Source organism: Natronospira sp., from assembly GCF_007134575.1.
Classification (GTDB): Bacteria; Pseudomonadota; Gammaproteobacteria; order Natronospirales; family Natronospiraceae; genus Natronospira; species Natronospira elongata.
The window spans coordinates 1-17,637 of the sequence record NZ_SLKM01000146.1 but is presented as its reverse complement, the minus strand read 5'-3'; the positions used below and the strand labels follow the sequence as shown (position 1 = coordinate 17,637).

Genomic DNA, 17,637 nt, shown 5'->3' with positions numbered 1-17,637 from the left:
GGTCACCTGGGCCGTGCTAACGGAGGATTGGTTCAGGCCTATGTCGTGGTGCTACCCGGAGGCTTTTAATCGCGAATAAATTCGCTCCCACGGTGCCATTAGCGCGCCGAAGCCACCCGTGGGAGCGGCTTTAGCCGCGATTAAGAGCCTCCGGATGGCACCAAGGCCCGTGGCCGGGACGCACCCCGTCACCGATATCGAAGGGCCCTACCTGTAAGGAACCTGTGGTCGCTAGCGAAACCGCCCGACCCCGGCAAAGCGTGAGGCCCAGTAGCCATTGTCGAGGCTGGCCCAGGACACGGTGCTGCCCGGTGAGGGAGCGTGGAGAAAGCGACCATCGCCCGCATAAAGGCCCACATGGCTGATGCTGATCCCGTCCACGGCGAAGAAGATCACATCTCCCGGCCCCATATCATCCCGCTGCACGGGCCGGGCCTCGCGGAACTGGCGGCTGGTGGTGCGGGGCACATCGATGCCCACCTCCCGGTGCGCGAACTGGATCAGACCGCTGCAATCAAAGGCACCCGGCCCGTTGGCCCCCAGCCGATAGGGTCGCCCCTTTACCGCCAATGCGGCATCCACAACCGCCGACTGCCCGACCCGGGGCGTGAAATCAGCGTCGACTTCGTCCCCTTCCGGACCGGACGGCCAGCTCAGAAGGCTGCTCCGGGCCACATCCCGGCTATCCACCACCGGGCCGGACCAATTCAACCAGCCGCCCCCATTGCCGGCGGAGGCACCCTCCTCCTCCGGCCAGTTGGCGCAGCCTGTCAGCATCAGGCCGGCTATCAACAGGGGCAGCCAACGTTTCACGATATCCTCACTCCCGATTCAGCATCGGCAGATCCACGCCACGTTCACGGGCAACCCGCCGGGCATGATCATAACCGGCATCCGCATGCCGCATGACGCCCGTGCCCGGGTCATTCACCAACACCCGGGACAAAGCCTGGTGGGCCCGCTCACTGCCATCGGCAACGATCACCACGCCGGAATGAATGGAGTAGCCCATGCCCACACCACCACCATGGTGAAGACTGACCCAGGAGGCACCACTGGCGGTGTTCAGCATGGCGTTGAGCAATGGCCAATCGGCGACCGCATCGCTGCCATCGGCCATGCCTTCGGTCTCCCGGTTGGGCGAGGCCACCGACCCCGAATCCAGATGGTCACGGCCGATCACGATGGGTGCCTTCAGTTCGCCCTTGCGTACCATTTCATTGAAGGCCAACCCCAACTGGTCACGTTCCCGATAGCCCACCCAGCAAATCCGGGACGGCAGGCCCTGGAACTGGATACGCTCGGCGGCAGCATCCATCCAGCGCATCAGTGCCGTGTTCTCCGGCAACAATTCCTTGACCTTCTCATCGGTCTTGCGAATGTCTTCCGGATCACCGGAAAGGGCCACCCAGCGGAAGGGGCCAACCCCTTCACAGAAGCGAGGACGGATGTAGAGTGGAACGAACCCTTTGAAATCAAAGGCGTTTTCAACCCCCGCATCCTGGGCCATGGCACGGATGTTGTTGCCGTAGTCAAAGGTGGGGATACCCCGCTCATGGAAGCCGAGCATGGCCCGGACCTGATTGGCCATGGAGGCCTTGGATTTTTCCACATAGGCCTTGGCATCCCGCTGACGCAGCGCCGCGGCATCTTCCAGGCTGTAACCCTCGGGGATGTAACCGTTCAAGGGGTCGTGGGCGGAGGTCTGATCGGTGACCAGATCGGGATGGCGGTCGCCCTTGAGGATCTCGGGAAACACCTCCGCGGCATTGCCGAGCAAGCCGATGGAAGTGGCCTCGCCCTTCTCCAGCGCCTGGTCCAGCAGTTTGAAGGCTTCTTCCAGGCTGTCGGCCCGGCAGTCCAGGTAGCCGGTTTCCAAGCGCTTGTCGATTCGGCTGGGGTCCACTTCCACGGAAATGGAGGCCAGGCCGGCAATCGAGGCGGCCAGGGGCTGGGCGCCCCCCATGCCGCCGAGGCCGCCGGTGAGCAGCCAGCGCCCGCGGGGCTTGCCGTCGAAATGCTGGCGGACGGCCTCCGCAAAGGTCTCGAAGGTTCCCTGAACAATGCCCTGGGAGCCAATGTAGATCCAGGAGCCGGCCGTCATCTGCCCGTACATCATCAGACCCTTGCGATCGAGCTCGTGGAAATGATCCCAGTTGGCCCATTCGGGAACGAGATTGGAGTTGGCCAACAGCACCCGGGGAGCCCCCTCATGGGTCTGAAAGACCCCAACGGGCTTGCCGGACTGGATCAGCAGGGTCTCGTCATCACCCAGGCGCTTGAGGGTTTCGACGATGGCATCGAAGCATTCCCAGTTCCGGGCCGCCCGACCGATGCCGCCATAGACCACCAGTTCCCTGGGATTCTCGGCCACCGCCGGATCCAGGTTGTTGTGCAGCATGCGCAAGGCGGCCTCCTGGACCCACCCCCGGCAGTGGCGCTGGTCACCCGTTGGGGCATGCAATTCCACATCTCGAAACCGTTCACTCACCAGCCATCTCCCCGAATGTCGATTGAAATTTCGCCGTTGCATTGCAGCAACAAGCTCTCTAGCCGACTATTTTACCAGCCGCGCCCATCACCCCGAAGCAGCCGGGCAAGCCCCGTCAAAGTTTTTGGAAAAAAGCTTTTCCCGTCGGCGTAAGGTAGTGGTACGATAGGATGCGTACAAGTTGCGTCTGCGCAATTTGGGCTTGTTGAAACCGGGGGGAATTACCCGAAAGGGCTAGCATTGGGAGGGCTAATGCCATGCATGTATCCAAGCCACCGACCCGGTCGGAACTGAAAATCCTGCAATATCTCTGGGACCACGGCCCCTCCACGGTGCGGGCGGTCTACGAAGCGATTGGCGCCAGTAGCGGGCTGAGCTACACCACAATCCTGAAACAGATGCAGATCATGAACGACAAGGGTCTGGTCACACGGGAAACCTCCAGTCGCGCCCACCTCTACGAGGCGGTCACGGGTCGCGATGAGACCCAGCAGGACATGCTGGACGACTTCATGACCCGGGTCTATCAGGGTTCCGCTTCGCGCATGGTCTTGCAGGCCCTGGGCATGTCGCGCCCCGCCAGCGAGGAAGAGCTGGAAGAGATCGAGAACATGGTCAGGGAGCTGCGCCAGCGCCGTTGAGCCAGCACCGCTGGTCAATTTCAGTGAACGGATGCACGCCGGAACTGCCAAAAGGCGTTCTGGTGTCCCATGTGAGGGTGACTGAAGGAAAAGGCAGATCGGCATGCCGGAGAACAGTCTGATTCACATTCTGGGAATGACCCTGCTCCACTCCCTGTGGCAGGGCGCCGCCGTTGCCCTGGTCTTCTGGCTCGGGCGGCTGGTGATGCGCCAACAGGGGCCCAACGGTCGCTATTTCTGGGCACTTTCGGCCCTGGCGACGGCCACATTACTACCGGTTGCCACTTTTTTCTGGCTTTGGTTTAACGCCAACCACGGTGCCCCGGGCGACGTCACCGCCGCCACCGAGACCGCGACTGCCATTTCCGCCGGGGCGGTGGCTCAGGGAGAGCCCCACCACCTGCTCACGCACATTCTCCCCTGGCTGGTCCTCGCCTGGGTGGCCGGCGTGGTCTGGTCGGCCTTTCGCATTCTCCTCGGCTGGCTGCACCTGAACGACCTACGGCGACAGGCATGCCATGACTTGCCCCCTGGCATGCAAGAGACCCTGGAATCGCTATGCCAACAGTTTCGTACCGGCCAGTCAGTTGGCCTTGCCATCTGCCGGCAGGTTGTCAGCCCGCTTCTGATTGGCGTCTTCCGACCGATTATTCTGATCCCCCCGTCACTGCTCACCGGGCTGAGCCCCGAGCAGATGCGCATGGTCCTGGCGCACGAGCTGGCCCATCTGAAACGCCATGACCACCTGGTCAACCTTTACCAGCTCGTGGTCGAGACCCTGTATTTCTACCATCCCGCCGTTCGCTGGCTGTCCCATCACCTGCGGGTGGAGCGGGAACTGGCCTGCGATGACCTGGCTGTTTCCCTGACCGGGGACGGGGCGACCTACGCCGAAACCCTGCTGTCTCTGGAGAAGCAAAGAATGGGTCGGCCGGGCCTTGCACTATCAATGAAGGATGCCGACATCGTTGGTCGGGTGCGGCGCCTGGCGGAAAGAAAGCCGGGCGCAGAGCAAGGCATGGTCGGACTGGGAACGGCCCTGCTCAGCATGACACTCGCAGCGGTGGGTTTCACCGTCAATCAGCTGTCCCCCGAACCCGCCGAGGAGCTGCTCGAGGTTTCCGAACCACTGATCACGCTGGAAGAGGATGGCCCGGACACGCCGGTGCCTGAAGAAATCAGCATCCAGGAATCAGCGCAGACACCGTCTCACCTGCCTCGACTGGCGAGCCTTCACCGGGAATCGGCCGCCGGCTGGCAGAGTCTGGATGACCTGGACGATCTGGAAGGGCTGGAAGCGGCGCCCGAATCGCCTGATGATTCGGCAAGTGCGCCGACAGTCAACGAAACGCCGGAGCCTGAGCCAATGGCAAACGATTCCGCCACTGAGCTTGCCGAGGCGATGACTGAAGAGGACGAAACGACGGCCTCCCTGCCATCAGAGCCGGAGACGGGCGTTGCCTCCGCCCAAGCGGCCCCGGATGCGGAGCCCCCATCCCGGGAAGACGGAAATCGTCGTGCATTGGTGGATCGAGAGCTCGATCTGGCCGCCACCCGCAGTGCCCATCAAAATGCGGAACTAACACTGGCTCAGGCGCGCACACAAGAGCCCATTGAGCAACCCCCTCCCCATGATCGGCGCCAGGACCTGCCCCCGACCATCAATGGCGGGCAAGTTGTAGAGAAAGTGGAACCCTATTACCCGCGTCAGGCGAGAATGCGAAACCTGGAGGGGTCCGTGGAAGTGGAGTTCACCGTTGATCGAAACGGCTCCGTCCGCGACATCGAGATTCTCCAGGAAGAGCCCCATGGCTTTGGCTTTGGGTCACAAACCATTCGCGCCCTGGAGGAATGGCGCTTCCAACCCTTCAAGCGCGGCGGTGAAAGAATCGAGTATCGGGTTCGAACCGGTTTCGACTTTGACTCTCCCCACGACTGCAAGCAGCGCACCGGGTCACGGCTGCCGATCTGCTAGGGGCTCACGGCGGCGAGGGCTCCGATTCCCCGCCAAGCCGTGAGCTGACAACCCCCTCAACCCAGCCACTGCCGCGCATTGCGGAACATGCGCAGCCAGGGGCCTTCGTCCATTGTCCAGTCAGCCGGCGCCCAGGAGTGATTCACCGTCCGGGTAATGCGCTCGGGGTGGGGCATCATGATGGTCACCCGCCCATCCGCGGTGGTGAGGCCGGTGATGCCCGCCGGGGAACCGTTGGGATTGGCGGGATACTGTTCCGCCACCTGACCCCGGTTATCCACATATCGCATAGCCACCAGGCCTTCGCCTTCCACTGCACGATGATCTGCCGGACTGGCAAAGGCCGCTCGGCCCTCGCCATGAGCAATTGCGATGGGCAGGCGTGAGCCGGCCATCCCCTGAAGGAACAGGGATGGGCTGTCTATCACTTCCACCAGGCTGTAGCGGGCCTCGAATTGCTCGGAGCGGTTACGCAGGAAGCGGGGCCAGGCCTCCGCCCCCGGGATCAATTCACGCAAGGCAGCCAGCATCTGACAGCCGTTGCAGACTCCCAGGGCAAAGCGGTTGCGGTCATCCAGGAAACGGGCAAAGGTCTCGCGCAAGCCGTCGTTGTAGAGGATGGATTTGGCCCAGCCCTGGCCGGCGCCCAGCACGTCGCCATAGGAAAAGCCGCCACAGGCCACCAGCCCCTGCATGGCAGACAGATCCCGGTCACCGCTGAGCAGATCCTCCATGTGGACATCCACGGCTTCAAAGCCGGCGCGATGGAAACTCATCGCCATTTCCACATGACCATTGACCCCCTGCTCGCGGAGAATGGCCACACGCGGTGCCGCCCCGGTTCCGATGAAGGGGGCAGCCACATCCTCGGCCGGGTCAAAACTCAATACGGGGCTTAGCCCCGGGTCTTCCCGGTCCATGATCGCTTCCAGGGCTTCATCCGCACAGGCCGGGTTGTCCCGAAGCCGCTGCATGCGGTGGCTGACCCGGCTCCACGGTGCCAACCACGCGAACAGAGACTCGGACAGCATTGGCTTTGCCGCATGGCTGATTTCAATACGATCATCCTCACGCGGACGTCCAAGCCAATGCAGACATTCTTCGATACCGGCTTCGGCAAAGGCCTGCAATACGGCGGGACGGTCGGCATCAGCCACCTGAAGCACCGCACCCAGTTCCTCGCAGAACAGAGCGGCGATGGCATCGTCACCGAGGCCGTCGAGGCTCACGGCCATGCCGCAGCGCCCGGCAAAGGCCATCTCCGCCAGCGTGGTCAGCAGGCCGCCGTCGGAACGATCGTGGTAGGCAAGCACTCGGCCATCGGCCAGCAAGCGCTGGATGGCCGCGAAGAAGCCGGACAGCAGGCGGGGCTCATCCAGGTCGGGGGCCTGATCACCGAATCCCCCTTCCACCTGGGCAAGGATGGAACCACCCAGGCGATTGCGTCCACGACCCAGATCCACCAACAGCAGCTCACTGTCAGTCCGCGGCAGCAACTGGGGCGTGACCGCCCGACGCACATCGGTCACCGGGGCAAAGGCAGAGACAATCAGCGATACCGGCGATACCACCGTGCCGGCACTGTCCTTTTCGTCCCATTGGGTCTTCATGGACAGGGAGTCCTTGCCCACCGGAATGGTCAGACCCAGCTCGCTGCAAAGTTCATGGCCAACCGCACGCACGGTATCAAACAGCACCGCATCCTCGTTGTCGTGATTGGCCGCTGCCATCCAGTTTGCCGACAGCCGGACCTTGCGAAGATCCTCGATGGGCGCGCAGGCAATATTGGTAATGGCTTCCGCCACTGCCATCCGCCCCGAAGCCGGGCCATCGATCACCGCCAGGGGAGTGCGTTCACCCATGGCCATGGCCTCGCCGTGACAGCCGCTGTAGCCAGCCAGGGTCACGGCGGCATCGGCCACCGGGACCTGCCATGGCCCTACCATCTGGTCGCGCACGCTAAGCCCACCCACGGTGCGGTCACCGATGGTGATGAGGAAGCGCTTGTCGGCAACGGTGGGGTGAGCCAGCACCGCCTCCACCGCCCGGGTCAGATCCAGCCCCTCGGTTTCAAAGCCCAGCGGACTGGGCTGGGCGCGGCGGGTATCACGGGACATCTTGGGCGGTTTGCCCAACAAGACTTCCATGGGCATGTCCACCGGCTGATTGCCGAAGTGGCTGTCCACCACGGTCAACTGGGGGTCAGCGGTGGCTTCGCCCACATCGGCATAGGGGCAGCGCTCCCGACGGCAGATTGCCTCGAAGCGAGCCAGGTCCGCCTCGCTCACCGCCAGGACATAGCGTTCCTGGGCCTCGTTGCACCAGATCCCCATGGGCGACATTCCCGGCTCCACACTGGGGATACGGCGCAAGTCGATGCGCCCGCCCCGCCCGGCATCGTCAAGAATTTCGGGAATGGCATTGGACAGGCCACCCGCCCCCACATCGTGGATGGAAAGAATCGGGTTGCCCTCACCCAGGGCCCAGCAACGGTCGATCACTTCCTGGCAGCGACGCTGAATTTCCGGGTTGTCCCGTTGCACGGAGGCAAAATCCAGCTCGGCTTCACTGGCGCCGCTGGTGACCGAGGAGGCGGCCCCGCCACCCAGGCCAATCAACATGGCCGGCCCGCCCAGCACGATGACTCTTGCGCCGGCAGGGACTTCACGCTTCTCGACGTGACCCTCACGGATATTGCCCATGCCACCGGCAATCATGATGGGCTTGTGATAGCCGCGGGTCGGCACATCGCCCTGCTCGGCCTGCTGCTCGAAACTGCGAAAGTAGCCGGCCAGATTGGGACGACCGAATTCATTGTTGAACGACGCCGCGCCGATGGGCCCATCCAGCATGATTTCCAGGGCGGAAGCCATGCGGTTGGGACGGCCGTTATCGGGCTCCCAGTTCTGAATCGCATCAGGAATCCTGAGTGCGGAAACGGAAAAACCGGTCAAGCCCGCCTTGGGCTTGGCGCCGATACCGGTGGCCCCTTCATCACGGATCTCGCCGCCGGAACCGGTAGCGGCACCGGGATAGGGGGAGATGGCAGTGGGATGATTGTGGGTCTCCACCTTCATGATCAGGTGAATGGGCTCTTCGTGCAACCGATAGACGCCCTCGGGATCGGGGAAGTAACGCCCGCTCACACTGCCCTCCACTGCCGCGGCATTGTCGCGGTAGGCGGAAAGCACGCCGTCGCTATTCGCCCGGTAGCTGTCGCGGATCATATCGAACAGGCTTTGAGCCTGGGCCTCGCCATCGATTGTCCAGTCGGCATTGAAGATCTTGTGGCGACAGTGCTCGGAATTGGCCTGGGCAAACATCATCAGCTCCACGTCGGCCGGATTCCGGCCCAGGCACTGGAAGTTCTCCGCCAGGTAGTCGATCTCATCGTCCGACAGGGCCAGCCCCAGTTGCTGGTTGGCTGTGACAAGGGCCTCCCGTCCCTCCGCCAGCAGCGGCACGCTTGCCACCGGCGCCGGCTCAGCCTGCCGGAACAGGGCTTCGGCATCGGCCAGTGTGGCCAGGGCGGATTCCGTCATCCGGTCATGCAGCGCTGCCGCCAATTTTTTCCAGGTCCCGGCGTCAGGGCGGTCATTCATGAACAGGCGATAGCGGATCCCGCGCTCAATACGCCGGACATGGCGCAGCCCGCAGTGGTGAAGAATATCGGTGGCCTTGGAGGACCAGGGCGAAAGCGTGCCGATGCGGGGCACCACCCAGACATCCGCCGCCTGCTCCCGGCGACCGTCTGCCGGCAGGGAACCGTCATCCAACAGCCGACCGAGAAGGGCCCGCTCATCCTCGGCCAGTTCGGCCTCCACATCCGCCAGGTACAGCCATTCGGCAGTCAGGTCGGTCAGTTCGGGAGCGATTTCTCGAAGTCGGATGGCGAGCTTCTCAAGACGGAAATCGGACAGGGCCTTGCCGCCGGGAAAGTGCTGCATGTCGGGTTCTCTGGATTACTGGGAAAAGGAGGCGAAGAAAGGCGGCAATTTTACCGGAGACCCGTTTTTCAAACCAGTGCCGCTGTCCGCGCCCAGAGGGCGCAGTATCACAGCTCATACCAGTCCGAGGCGCTGTCCTGTACTGCGACTTCCACGCGGCTGGAAGACCAGCCGATCCCATCGGCCAGGGTATCCCGGGCCAGGTCGGCATCGTTGTTCTTCTCACTGATATGAGCCGCAATCAGGCGCTCCAGAGACTGCATGTCCGATGCATCCAGAAAAGCAGCCGACTGCTCGTTGTTGAGGTGGCCGAAATCGCCTCCCACCCGACGCTTCAGGGCAGGTGGATAGGGACCGGATGCGAGCATGGCCCGATCGTGGTTGGCTTCCAGCACCAGGGCCTGACAGCCGCTGTAGCAGCGAACAACATGGGGAGTGACATGGCCCAGGTCGGTCAACAGACCCAGTCGGTGCTGACCGTCGCCAAGAATGAACTGCACCGGCTCGCGGGCGTCGTGCGGGACGGCCACTGGCGTCACTGCCAGCTTCCCCAGGAAAAAATCCTCATGAGAGGAGATCAGACGCCAGTCAAGATCATCGCCATCGCCGACGGCTGCACGGGTTCCGTGGGTGGTAAAGACGGGCAGGCCATGACGCCTGGCCAAACGCACCACGCCACTGGCGTGATCGGCATGCTCATGGGTGACCAGGATGGCATCCAGCTGCCCCGGTTCCAGATTGAGACCGGCCATGCGACGCGCGGTCTCCCTGGCGGAAAAGCCGCAATCCACCAGCACCCGCCGACCAGCCGCCTCCACCAGCAGGGCGTTTCCGCGGCTGCCGCTGCCCAGGAAGGCGAAGCGAAAGGTGCTCACTTGCCGCCCGGACCCGGCCCATAAACCGGGAAGGGGGTCACATTGCCACCTTCCCGATCGGTAATACGGGCACTACCCCGGCGGGCCACCTTGTCTATTCGAATCACGGCATGGAGAGGAATCTGGGTGGCTTCAACGCCCTCGAATTCATCCCTGAGCTTTTCCTCGCTGGGATCCACCACCACGGAACTGCGCTCACCGAACAGAAAGCCGCCAATCTCCACGAAACCAAAGATCGCGCCCTGATTCACGTAGCGGGCATACAATTCGTAAACCTTGTCCTGATTGTTGAATACAACACGGTAGATACTCTCAGACATGGTCTCCGTCCGACTAAGAGAGGGCGGCAGATTTTAACATGGCGGATACAGTGAACCGTAAAACCCTGATATTCTTGTCGGGAAGGGCAATGAACTGCCTGATGACGCGATGGACCGCCCCTTTCAGCCAATGATATCTACCAGGGGGTCCAGCCAGTGTCCGTCAATCGTGCCCGAGCCCGCCATCCCATCGCGCCGGTCCTGCTCAGCTGTTTCTTGCTGTGCCCATTGATTACCCCACTGGCTAAGGCCCTACCCCTGGACATCCCGGCCCACCATCTGGAGCAACAACGCTGGGCTGTTGCCGATGGCATGCCACAGACCACCGGCCAAACCGTCATTCAATCCCGGAGCGGTGCCATGTGGATCGGCACCCAGAATGGCCTGAGCCGTTTCGACGGCGTCGAGTTCGAGAACTTCATGACCGAGGACCACCCCGGTCTCCGGCATGGCTACATCAATGCCCTGCTTGAAGACGACAGCGGTCGCTTGTGGATCGGCACCGAGCGTGGCCTGAGCATCTTCGTCGATGGCGAATTCCATAGCCTCGACGCCGAGCAGGGGACCGGACCGGTCCGGGACATCGTCGAGGCCAATGACCAAGGCGTGTGGCTGGCCGCAGATAACGGTCTTTATCGCGCCACCCCGGACCGCCTTGTGCAGCACCCGGATATCGATTCTTCCCTGTTCAGCCTGCTGCGGGATGACGACGCGCGCCTTTACATCGGTGGCCGGGGTCATCTGTGGCGATTGGCGGATGGTGAGCTGGAGCACTTTCCCTCCGAACACAGCGAACTCGAGCTGCGGGACATGGCCATCCGCGGGGACAAATTGCTGCTGGGAAGCTCGGATGGCCTGTGGGCATTGCCGTTGGCGGAGCCCGAACGGTGGCCGGGCGAACTACTGCTGGCGCGCGAGGTTGAGCGGCTGCTGGTGGATCAGGCTGGCAGCCTGTGGGCAGCCAGCGTCTCGGGCCTCTACCGGTACGCGCCTGACGCGGAACAGCCCCAGCCAATCGTCACAACATCCATCAGCGAGGCTGAATGGCTAAGGGACCTGACCCAGGACCATGAAGGCAACCTCTGGATCGGCACTCAGGCCCGGGGACTGGTCAGGCTGACAGCCGGCCCCTTTCAGCGCTTTGGCGAGCGGGACGGCCTGATTGACGACATTATCTGGGCAATGTTCGAGGACCCGGAGGGTCATGTCTGGGCCGGCACCAATGAGTATGGTGCCTACCGCATGCGGGAAGATCGCTTCGAGCAGTTTGCCAGCCCCGAGGAACTGCCTCATGCCATGACCATGGGCTTCCTGCTGGACAGCCAGGACCGCTTCTGGATTGCGACCCGTGGTGGGGTGGCCTGGTATGACTGGCCCGGTCTGGAGCCACTGCCGGTCCCGGAGGAACTGCCCACCGGCGGCATCTTCGGAATCACCGAAGACCGCGACGGCAGGATCTGGCTGGCGACGCGTGAAGGTCTCTATTGGTGGCGGGAGGGCGAACTGCAACGCATCGATGAAAGCCGTGGCCTCAGCCAGCAACGTACCCGCGATGTCCTCGAAGACAGCCAGGGACGAATCTGGGTGGCCACGGATACCGGCGTCTTCCGGGGAGATGCCGAAGGCGTGGAGCCGGTGGCACCGGAATCCAGCCTTCATGAATTCAGCGCCTCAGCCCTGTTCGAGCTTGATGGCACCGTCTGGGCCATGCTCCAGGGCGCCCTCGCCCGCTTCCCCGACGATGACTACCGCCTCTACCCCGATGGTCGGGGTCTGCGGGCGACGGTCAGTTCCTTCATGGCCCTGGACGGCGACGGCCATGTCTGGACAACGACCCATGAAGGCATCCAGCGCATTCCATTGAGACAGTTCGATGAGGTGGACCGGGGCGAACGGGAACTGTTCGAAGCCACGCTATTCGGCCGTCTCGGCGACCCCGTCCCAGCTCAGTGCAATGGGGGCCATGGTCAGGCCGGCCTTTTCCAGTCTGTTTCCAACCGGTTCTGGTGCCCCAGTCTGGAGGGGGCCCTCAGTCTCGACCTGAGCCGAGCCTCCACCACGCCACCCGCCCCCCTGCCCCGCCTGCGCAGTCTGCGTTCGGGCGGACAAATCTATCCCCTGGACTTCAAGCAGCAAGCCTCAGTGAAATTGCCGCCGGAAGCGCGGGATCTGGAGGTGGACTTTTCCGGCCTGCAGTTCCGTCATCCACGTGGGGTAAATTACCGCTATCGCCTTCAGGGTTTCGACCAGGACTGGCAGGAGGTGGGAGAACGTCGGACCGCCTTTTACACCAACTTGCCACCGGGGGAATACCGCTTTGAGCTGCATGCCCGGAATGAGCGGGGAGTGGAATCCACGCAAGCGGCAGAACTTGAGCTCTACCTGAGCCCACGAATTCATGAAACCCAATGGTTCCAGCTACTGGTCGGCCTCACCCTGTTGCTACTGGCCTATCTTGCCTGGAGCTACAGTGTCCGGCGGCTGCGCCAGCGGCGCATGGTTCTGGAACGCATGGTGCGAAAACGGACTCGGCAATTGAATGAACTCAATACCCAGCTCCAGGAAGCCAGCGTCACCGACCCGCTGACCGGCCTGCGCAATCGCCGCTATCTCAACCAGCAGCTACCCCATGACATCGCCCAGGTGGAGCGGGCCTACACCCGAAGCAGCGATTTTGCCAATCGGGATATCACCTTCCTCATGGTGGACCTTGACCACTTCAAGCGAATCAATGACCAGCATGGGCACCGCGCCGGCGACCGCATTCTGGAAGGCTTTGCGGAGATTCTGGCCAGCCAGGTGCGCGAATCCGACTATGTGATCCGCTGGGGTGGGGAGGAATTCCTGGTGGTGGCACGCCACAGCGAACGTGAACAGGCAGCCGCCTGCGCCGACCGCATCATCCGCGCCGTGCGGAAGCACCGATTCGAGCTGGACGAGGGGGAACTGCAGTGCAGCTGTTCCATCGGCGTGGCCTGCTATCCGGCACTGCCCGAGGCACCCGACGCCCTGGCCTGGGAAGAGGTGCTGGAAATCGCGGACGCCGCCAACTACATCGCCAAGGAAGAAGGCCGCGACCGCTGGGTTCAGATCATCCCTCGGGACGCCGCCCGGGAAGTCGATTTCATGCAGCGTTTTCGCCAAACCGCCCCGACGGCAATGGCCGCTTCGGGGGATTTGGACATTCGCCGGGAGCGTAGCCCGCAGGACGAATAGGCAGGACCGGCCTACTCGTCCTTGAGCCGCTCATAATCGCTGACAAAGCCCTCGGGCTTGATGGCGAGAACGTCACAGACCGTCCGGTCCAGGATGGCCTCGGCGGTGCTGCCGATGACTGCCCGCTTGAGGCCACGCCGGTTGACCGTACCCAGGATCAGCAAATCGGCACTGATATCCTCCGCCAACTCACTGATTACCGCCTCCGGACTGCCCTGACGCTGGTGGATGTGGGACGGGGACAGGCCACTGCCTTCACAGGCCTTGGCCAGGGCCTCTTCCTGGGTGCGGCGATAGTCCTGTTTCGCTGCTTCCAGGCCCTTGCCCCCTTCACCCATATGTTGCTCCAGCAATGCAGGCAAGGCCTCCACCGCATGACCCACATGGATTTCCGCCTGATAGAGCCCGGCAATCGTGCTGGCCGCGGCCAGGATGCTGCCATCCAGGCTCTCGGGTTTGCCCCAGGCGTGCATGGGATCAACCGCCGCCAGGACCCGAGAGACATTCGTCCCGGCCCTTGGCTGAACCAGCATCAGCGGCGAGGGGCAATGACGCAGCAGTCGCCAATCCGCCGGGGCCCAGCCCCGCCGGGGACCGGTCTCGGCATCCTTGACGATCAGGTCCGGTTCCAGCGTCAGCGCCATCTTGATGATTTCCCGGGACAGGGAGTCCGCCCAGATGACCTCGGTATGGACATCCAGGCCTTCATCCCGCAGGGGTTTGGCGCGCTCATTCAGCCACTGTCGACGTTCGGCCACATGATCGGCGATGGCCCGGTCCACGGTCTCCCGACGGGTGAAGATATTCCGCCTGACCCCGCGATCCCAGGCGAACACGAACAGGCTCAGCCTGGCATTGGCACGACGGGCGATATCCACGGCCCGATCCATGGCGCCGCCCTCAGGGCGGTCATCGCGAATGGCGGCAACCACATGCTTGATGGCTTCCATTTCTTACCCCTGTTGCATCGGGTGAATGAGCGAACTGCCTGCGGCGGCTGATGTCTTGAGGAATCAGCACCGGGCGACGGCATCAACATAGCCTATCATCGCCAGGATTGTTAAATTTGATCGTTATCAAACAAACAGCAGCCAATCGAGAGCTCCCATGCCCATTCCCCACTCTACCGTGCTAGTCGCCCTGGATCACTCCGAGAATGCCCTGGAAGCCGCCCGCCAGGCCGCGGCCCTGGCACAGGCGATGGGCACGGGACTGGTCCTTCTGCACGTCTTCGAGGGCCACCCCGAGGAGCTGCTGGAACTTGAGCAGATGCCGGAACGCTTCGAGGGGGTGGTTCATCTCTCGGACGAAGAAATCGCCAAGGCCGCGGAACGTGGCAGTCGCAAACTGTTTGCCCGGATCCGACAGGCCCTGCCGGATTTCGCCGGGCCGGTGGAAGAAGTCTGGCTCACGGGACAACCCGCCGACGCCCTGCTCGCCTACTGCCGAGCGCACCCTGACAGCCTGCTGGTGGTGGGCCGGCGTGGCCAATCCCGGCTCCGGTCGCTGCTCCTCGGGAGCGTCTCGGAGGCCCTGGTGCGGCAAGCCGACTGCCCGGTGCTGGTGATCTCGCCCTCGTGACTCGCTTTTTTGACTTTATTTATTGATGAGATTGATTTAAATCATATCAGCATTATCTAAACTTTTCGGCGACTGGTCGTTAAACTGAGCATGAGGCCCGCAGTGACCACATTGCGAGGCCGAAGCCACGGCCGTAAATGTGCGGCCCAAGCTCTAGTCGAGAGGTGAGTCACTGTATGTCACTAGCCGAGAAGCTCGGGATTAACCAGACCAACCTCGCCGAGCGCCTGAGTTTCCTCAAGCTTGGCCCCGCCGAGATCAACCGCCTTGCCAGTCTGAAGAAATGGATGGACCGGCGGGCACCAACGATCGCGCGCAGCTTCTATGACTTCCAGTTCTCCCACCCGGCCTCGCGGCGCTTCTTCGACGCGCACGCCCGCCAACACGGAATCAAGCTTGGCAAGCTGCGCAGTCACCTGGAGGTGGCTCAGAGCCAATACCTTCGGGATATCACCGACCACGCCGACCGCGGGGGGCTAGGTCCTGACTATTTCGAGAAGCGGCTGCAAGTCGGCAAGTTGCACAACGACATCGGCCTGCCGATGAAGCTCTACCTGGGCTCCTACGCACTCTATTACGAGCTCATACGGCGCCAGCTGTGGCGGGATTTCTGGTATCGCCCCCTCTTCCGCGCCAGGGCGATGGAGGCCATTGAACGGGTGTTGCTCCTGGACATGCAGGCCGTGACCGATGGCTTTCTGATTGACCTGCTGGACACCCTTGATCTCTCGGGAAGCATCGCGGTCGAACGGCAGCATGAGGATGTAACCGACTACATCGGCGATTATCGAGCCAAGATGCGGGCCATGCTGTCAGGGATGCGCGAAGCGGCAGACGCCCTGGGTCGCGAGGGTGGCGAACTGGCCGGCATGGTGGAATCGCTGAGCAGCGCAGCGCAGGAGGAAGCGGCCGCCATTCAGGAGATGAACACCAACCTCAGCGGTATCCAGGAACTGACCCGACAGGGTGAGGCCCACAGCCGTGCCGCAGTCCTGACCGCTATTGGTGATGGCGAATCCAGCAAGAGCGCGGTCGGTGCCATGGATGAAATCAGCCGCTCGGCGGAGGAAATCACCAGCATTGTCGACATGATCAACGAGATCGCCTTTCAGACCAATCTCCTGGCCCTGAACGCTGCCGTGGAAGCGGCCCGGGCGGGACATGAGGGGCGGGGATTTGCCGTCGTCGCCAGCGAGGTCAAGCGACTGTCCGATCGCACATCGGAGTCCGCTGACCAGATCCGAAAATTGATTGCCCGCTCCTCGGCCAATATCGAGGAAGGCAGCGGCTATGTGAAACAGGTCTCCGAACAGGTGGAAGAGATTGCCACGGCCCTGCGAGAACAGAGTACGGCGGTCACCGAACTGGGCACCGCCGTACAGGAAATCGACCGGACTGCTCAGGCCAATGCCAATGACAGCCAGCGATTGCAGGATCTTGCCGGAAAGCTGGGCACTCGCGCCGAGCAGCTCAGCGGCATTCTGGACAACCGCTAGCCACAGCGCGCACAAGCGCCCCCATACTATTGAATGATTCGGGCATTCCGCTGTCCGACCTGATAGAAGGAGAGGCTGATACCTTTGGGCCAGCTGGAAATTGATGCGGATCAATGCAGCGGCCCCGGGAACAAGGAAGAATCAGAAAAGCTGCGGAATGGTGTAAAATCCCCGGCTGAAATCCAGACCATCGGGACAATGCGAGTGAGTGCGAAAAAGCCCCTGCCAGAAGTGACACCGGCCCTGCTCGAGAGCCTGCGGCCGGCCTACGAGAAGGTCCGCCATGTCATTCCCGAAGTGGAATGGGCGGTCCATGCCCCCTATATCGCCCGGATCAACGAGTTGAAGAAAGAACGCAACGCCGTGATCCTGGCCCATAACTACCAGACGCCGGACATCTTTTACGGCGTGGCCGACATCACCGGTGATTCCCTGGGTCTGGCCCGGGATGCCGCCGAAGTGGATGCTGATGTCATCGTCCAGTGCGGCGTGCACTTCATGGCCGAAACCTCCAAGATTCTGGCGCCGGAGAAAACGGTCCTGCTCCCGGACATGGATGCCGGCTGTTCCCTGGCCGAGGGCATCACCGGCGCGGATGTACGGCTCCTCAAGGAGCGCTATCCCGGTGTTCCCGTGGTGGTCTATGTGAATACCTCGGCGGAGGTCAAGGCCGAGGCGGATATCTGCTGCACCTCCTCCAATGCCGTGGAAATCGTGGAATCACTGGGTACCGACCGGGTGATCTTTGCCCCCGACAAGTACCTGGGCCAATGGGTCGCCTCCCAGACCGATGTGGAAGTGATCCTCTACGAGGGCTCCTGCGAGGTTCACGAGCGCTTCACCGGCGAGGAGATCGAAACCTATCGCCGCCAGCACCCGGGCGTCTATGTTCTGGCCCACCCGGAGTGTCCTCAGGATGTACTCAAGGCGGCCGATTATGTGGGCTCCACCGGCCACATGATCAAGCATCTGGAGGAGACGACCGCGAAGCAGGTGGTGATGATCACCGAGTGCTCCATGAGCGACAACGTCTCGGCCGAGCATCCGGAAAAGGACTTCATCCGCCCCTGCAACCTGTGCCCCCATATGCAGCGC

At 62.6% G+C, this 17,637-nt stretch carries 12 protein-coding genes; 6 read left to right on the top strand and 6 right to left on the bottom strand.

Translation table 11 applies throughout. The features are described from left to right. Positions 1-231 precede the first annotated feature (231 nt). Together ACJWXQ_RS05810 and hutU are read right to left on the bottom strand one after the other, a co-directional pair. On the bottom strand, positions 232-813 hold the full coding sequence (locus ACJWXQ_RS05810; protein WP_346049719.1) for a C40 family peptidase: 582 nt from the start codon (positions 811-813) through the stop codon (positions 232-234). A gap of 7 nt (positions 814-820) precedes the next feature. Beyond that, entirely contained in the window at positions 821-2,491 is a 1,671-nt protein-coding gene (gene hutU, locus ACJWXQ_RS05805) for a urocanate hydratase (protein ID WP_346049717.1), read from the bottom strand. A gap of 257 nt (positions 2,492-2,748) precedes the next feature. Between hutU and ACJWXQ_RS05800 the strand changes: the two genes are divergently transcribed. Further along, entirely contained in the window at positions 2,749-3,132 is a 384-nt protein-coding gene (locus tag ACJWXQ_RS05800) for a BlaI/MecI/CopY family transcriptional regulator (protein ID WP_346049715.1), read from the top strand. Between the two features lie 103 nt (positions 3,133-3,235). Continuing rightward, positions 3,236-5,107, top strand: a complete 1,872-nt coding sequence (locus ACJWXQ_RS05795; RefSeq protein ID WP_406672352.1) for a TonB family protein — start codon at positions 3,236-3,238, stop codon at positions 5,105-5,107. A 56-nt stretch (positions 5,108-5,163) separates the two neighbouring features. On the opposite strand, the gene purL is transcribed toward ACJWXQ_RS05795, so the two are convergent. The 3 genes from purL to ACJWXQ_RS05780 all read right to left on the bottom strand — a co-directional run bounded on the left by purL (position 5,164) and on the right by ACJWXQ_RS05780 (position 10,249). Continuing rightward, entirely contained in the window at positions 5,164-9,054 is a 3,891-nt protein-coding gene (gene purL / locus ACJWXQ_RS05790; RefSeq protein WP_346049711.1) for a phosphoribosylformylglycinamidine synthase, read from the bottom strand. A gap of 107 nt (positions 9,055-9,161) precedes the next feature. Next, on the bottom strand, positions 9,162-9,929 hold the full coding sequence (locus ACJWXQ_RS05785) for an MBL fold metallo-hydrolase (RefSeq protein ID WP_346049709.1): 768 nt from the start codon (positions 9,927-9,929) through the stop codon (positions 9,162-9,164). Then, complete coding sequence (locus ACJWXQ_RS05780; protein ID WP_346049707.1) at positions 9,926-10,249, bottom strand: DUF1820 family protein; 324 nt, start codon at positions 10,247-10,249, stop codon at positions 9,926-9,928. Before ACJWXQ_RS05780 ends, ACJWXQ_RS05785 begins: the two co-directional genes overlap by 4 nt. Positions 10,250-10,405: 156 nt before the next feature. On the opposite strand from ACJWXQ_RS05780, the gene ACJWXQ_RS05775 reads away from it, so the two are divergent. After that, positions 10,406-13,465, top strand: a complete 3,060-nt coding sequence (locus ACJWXQ_RS05775) for a diguanylate cyclase (protein ID WP_406672351.1) — start codon at positions 10,406-10,408, stop codon at positions 13,463-13,465. 11 nt (positions 13,466-13,476) lie between these two features. Here the strand turns inward: ACJWXQ_RS05775 and ACJWXQ_RS05770 are convergent, their stop codons facing one another. Continuing rightward, the gene (locus tag ACJWXQ_RS05770; RefSeq protein ID WP_346049703.1) at positions 13,477-14,415 is read right to left on the bottom strand and encodes a universal stress protein; all 939 of its coding nucleotides are present in this window, start codon (positions 14,413-14,415) and stop codon (positions 13,477-13,479) included. Positions 14,416-14,572: 157 nt separating this feature from the next. Here ACJWXQ_RS05770 and ACJWXQ_RS05765 point away from each other — a divergent pair, with 157 nt between their 5' ends. From ACJWXQ_RS05765 to nadA, 3 genes are all read left to right on the top strand, one after another. Continuing rightward, positions 14,573-15,046, top strand: a complete 474-nt coding sequence (locus ACJWXQ_RS05765) for a universal stress protein (RefSeq protein WP_346049701.1) — start codon at positions 14,573-14,575, stop codon at positions 15,044-15,046. 176 nt (positions 15,047-15,222) lie between these two features. Further along, positions 15,223-16,542, top strand: coding sequence for a methyl-accepting chemotaxis protein (locus ACJWXQ_RS05760; protein ID WP_406672350.1), 1,320 nt, complete (start codon positions 15,223-15,225; stop codon positions 16,540-16,542). Between the two features lie 198 nt (positions 16,543-16,740). Then, positions 16,741-17,637: quinolinate synthase NadA (gene nadA / locus ACJWXQ_RS05755; RefSeq protein WP_406672353.1), on the top strand; the 897-nt coding region annotated here is incomplete at its 3' end.

Bases quoted from the DNA above. Each gene is read 5' to 3' on its own strand.
- ACJWXQ_RS05765 (WP_346049701.1), top strand. From the start codon at position 14,573: ATGCCCATTCCCCACTCTACCGTGCTAGTCGCCCTGGATCACTCCGAG.
- ACJWXQ_RS05780 (WP_346049707.1), bottom strand. From the start codon at position 10,249: ATGTCTGAGAGTATCTACCGTGTTGTATTCAACAATCAGGACAAGGTT.
- ACJWXQ_RS05795 (WP_406672352.1), top strand. From the start codon at position 3,236: ATGCCGGAGAACAGTCTGATTCACATTCTGGGAATGACCCTGCTCCAC.
- ACJWXQ_RS05770 (WP_346049703.1), bottom strand. From the start codon at position 14,415: ATGGAAGCCATCAAGCATGTGGTTGCCGCCATTCGCGATGACCGCCCT.
- ACJWXQ_RS05760 (WP_406672350.1), top strand. From the start codon at position 15,223: ATGTCACTAGCCGAGAAGCTCGGGATTAACCAGACCAACCTCGCCGAG.
- ACJWXQ_RS05800 (WP_346049715.1), top strand. From the start codon at position 2,749: ATGCATGTATCCAAGCCACCGACCCGGTCGGAACTGAAAATCCTGCAA.
- purL (WP_346049711.1), bottom strand. From the start codon at position 9,054: ATGCAGCACTTTCCCGGCGGCAAGGCCCTGTCCGATTTCCGTCTTGAG.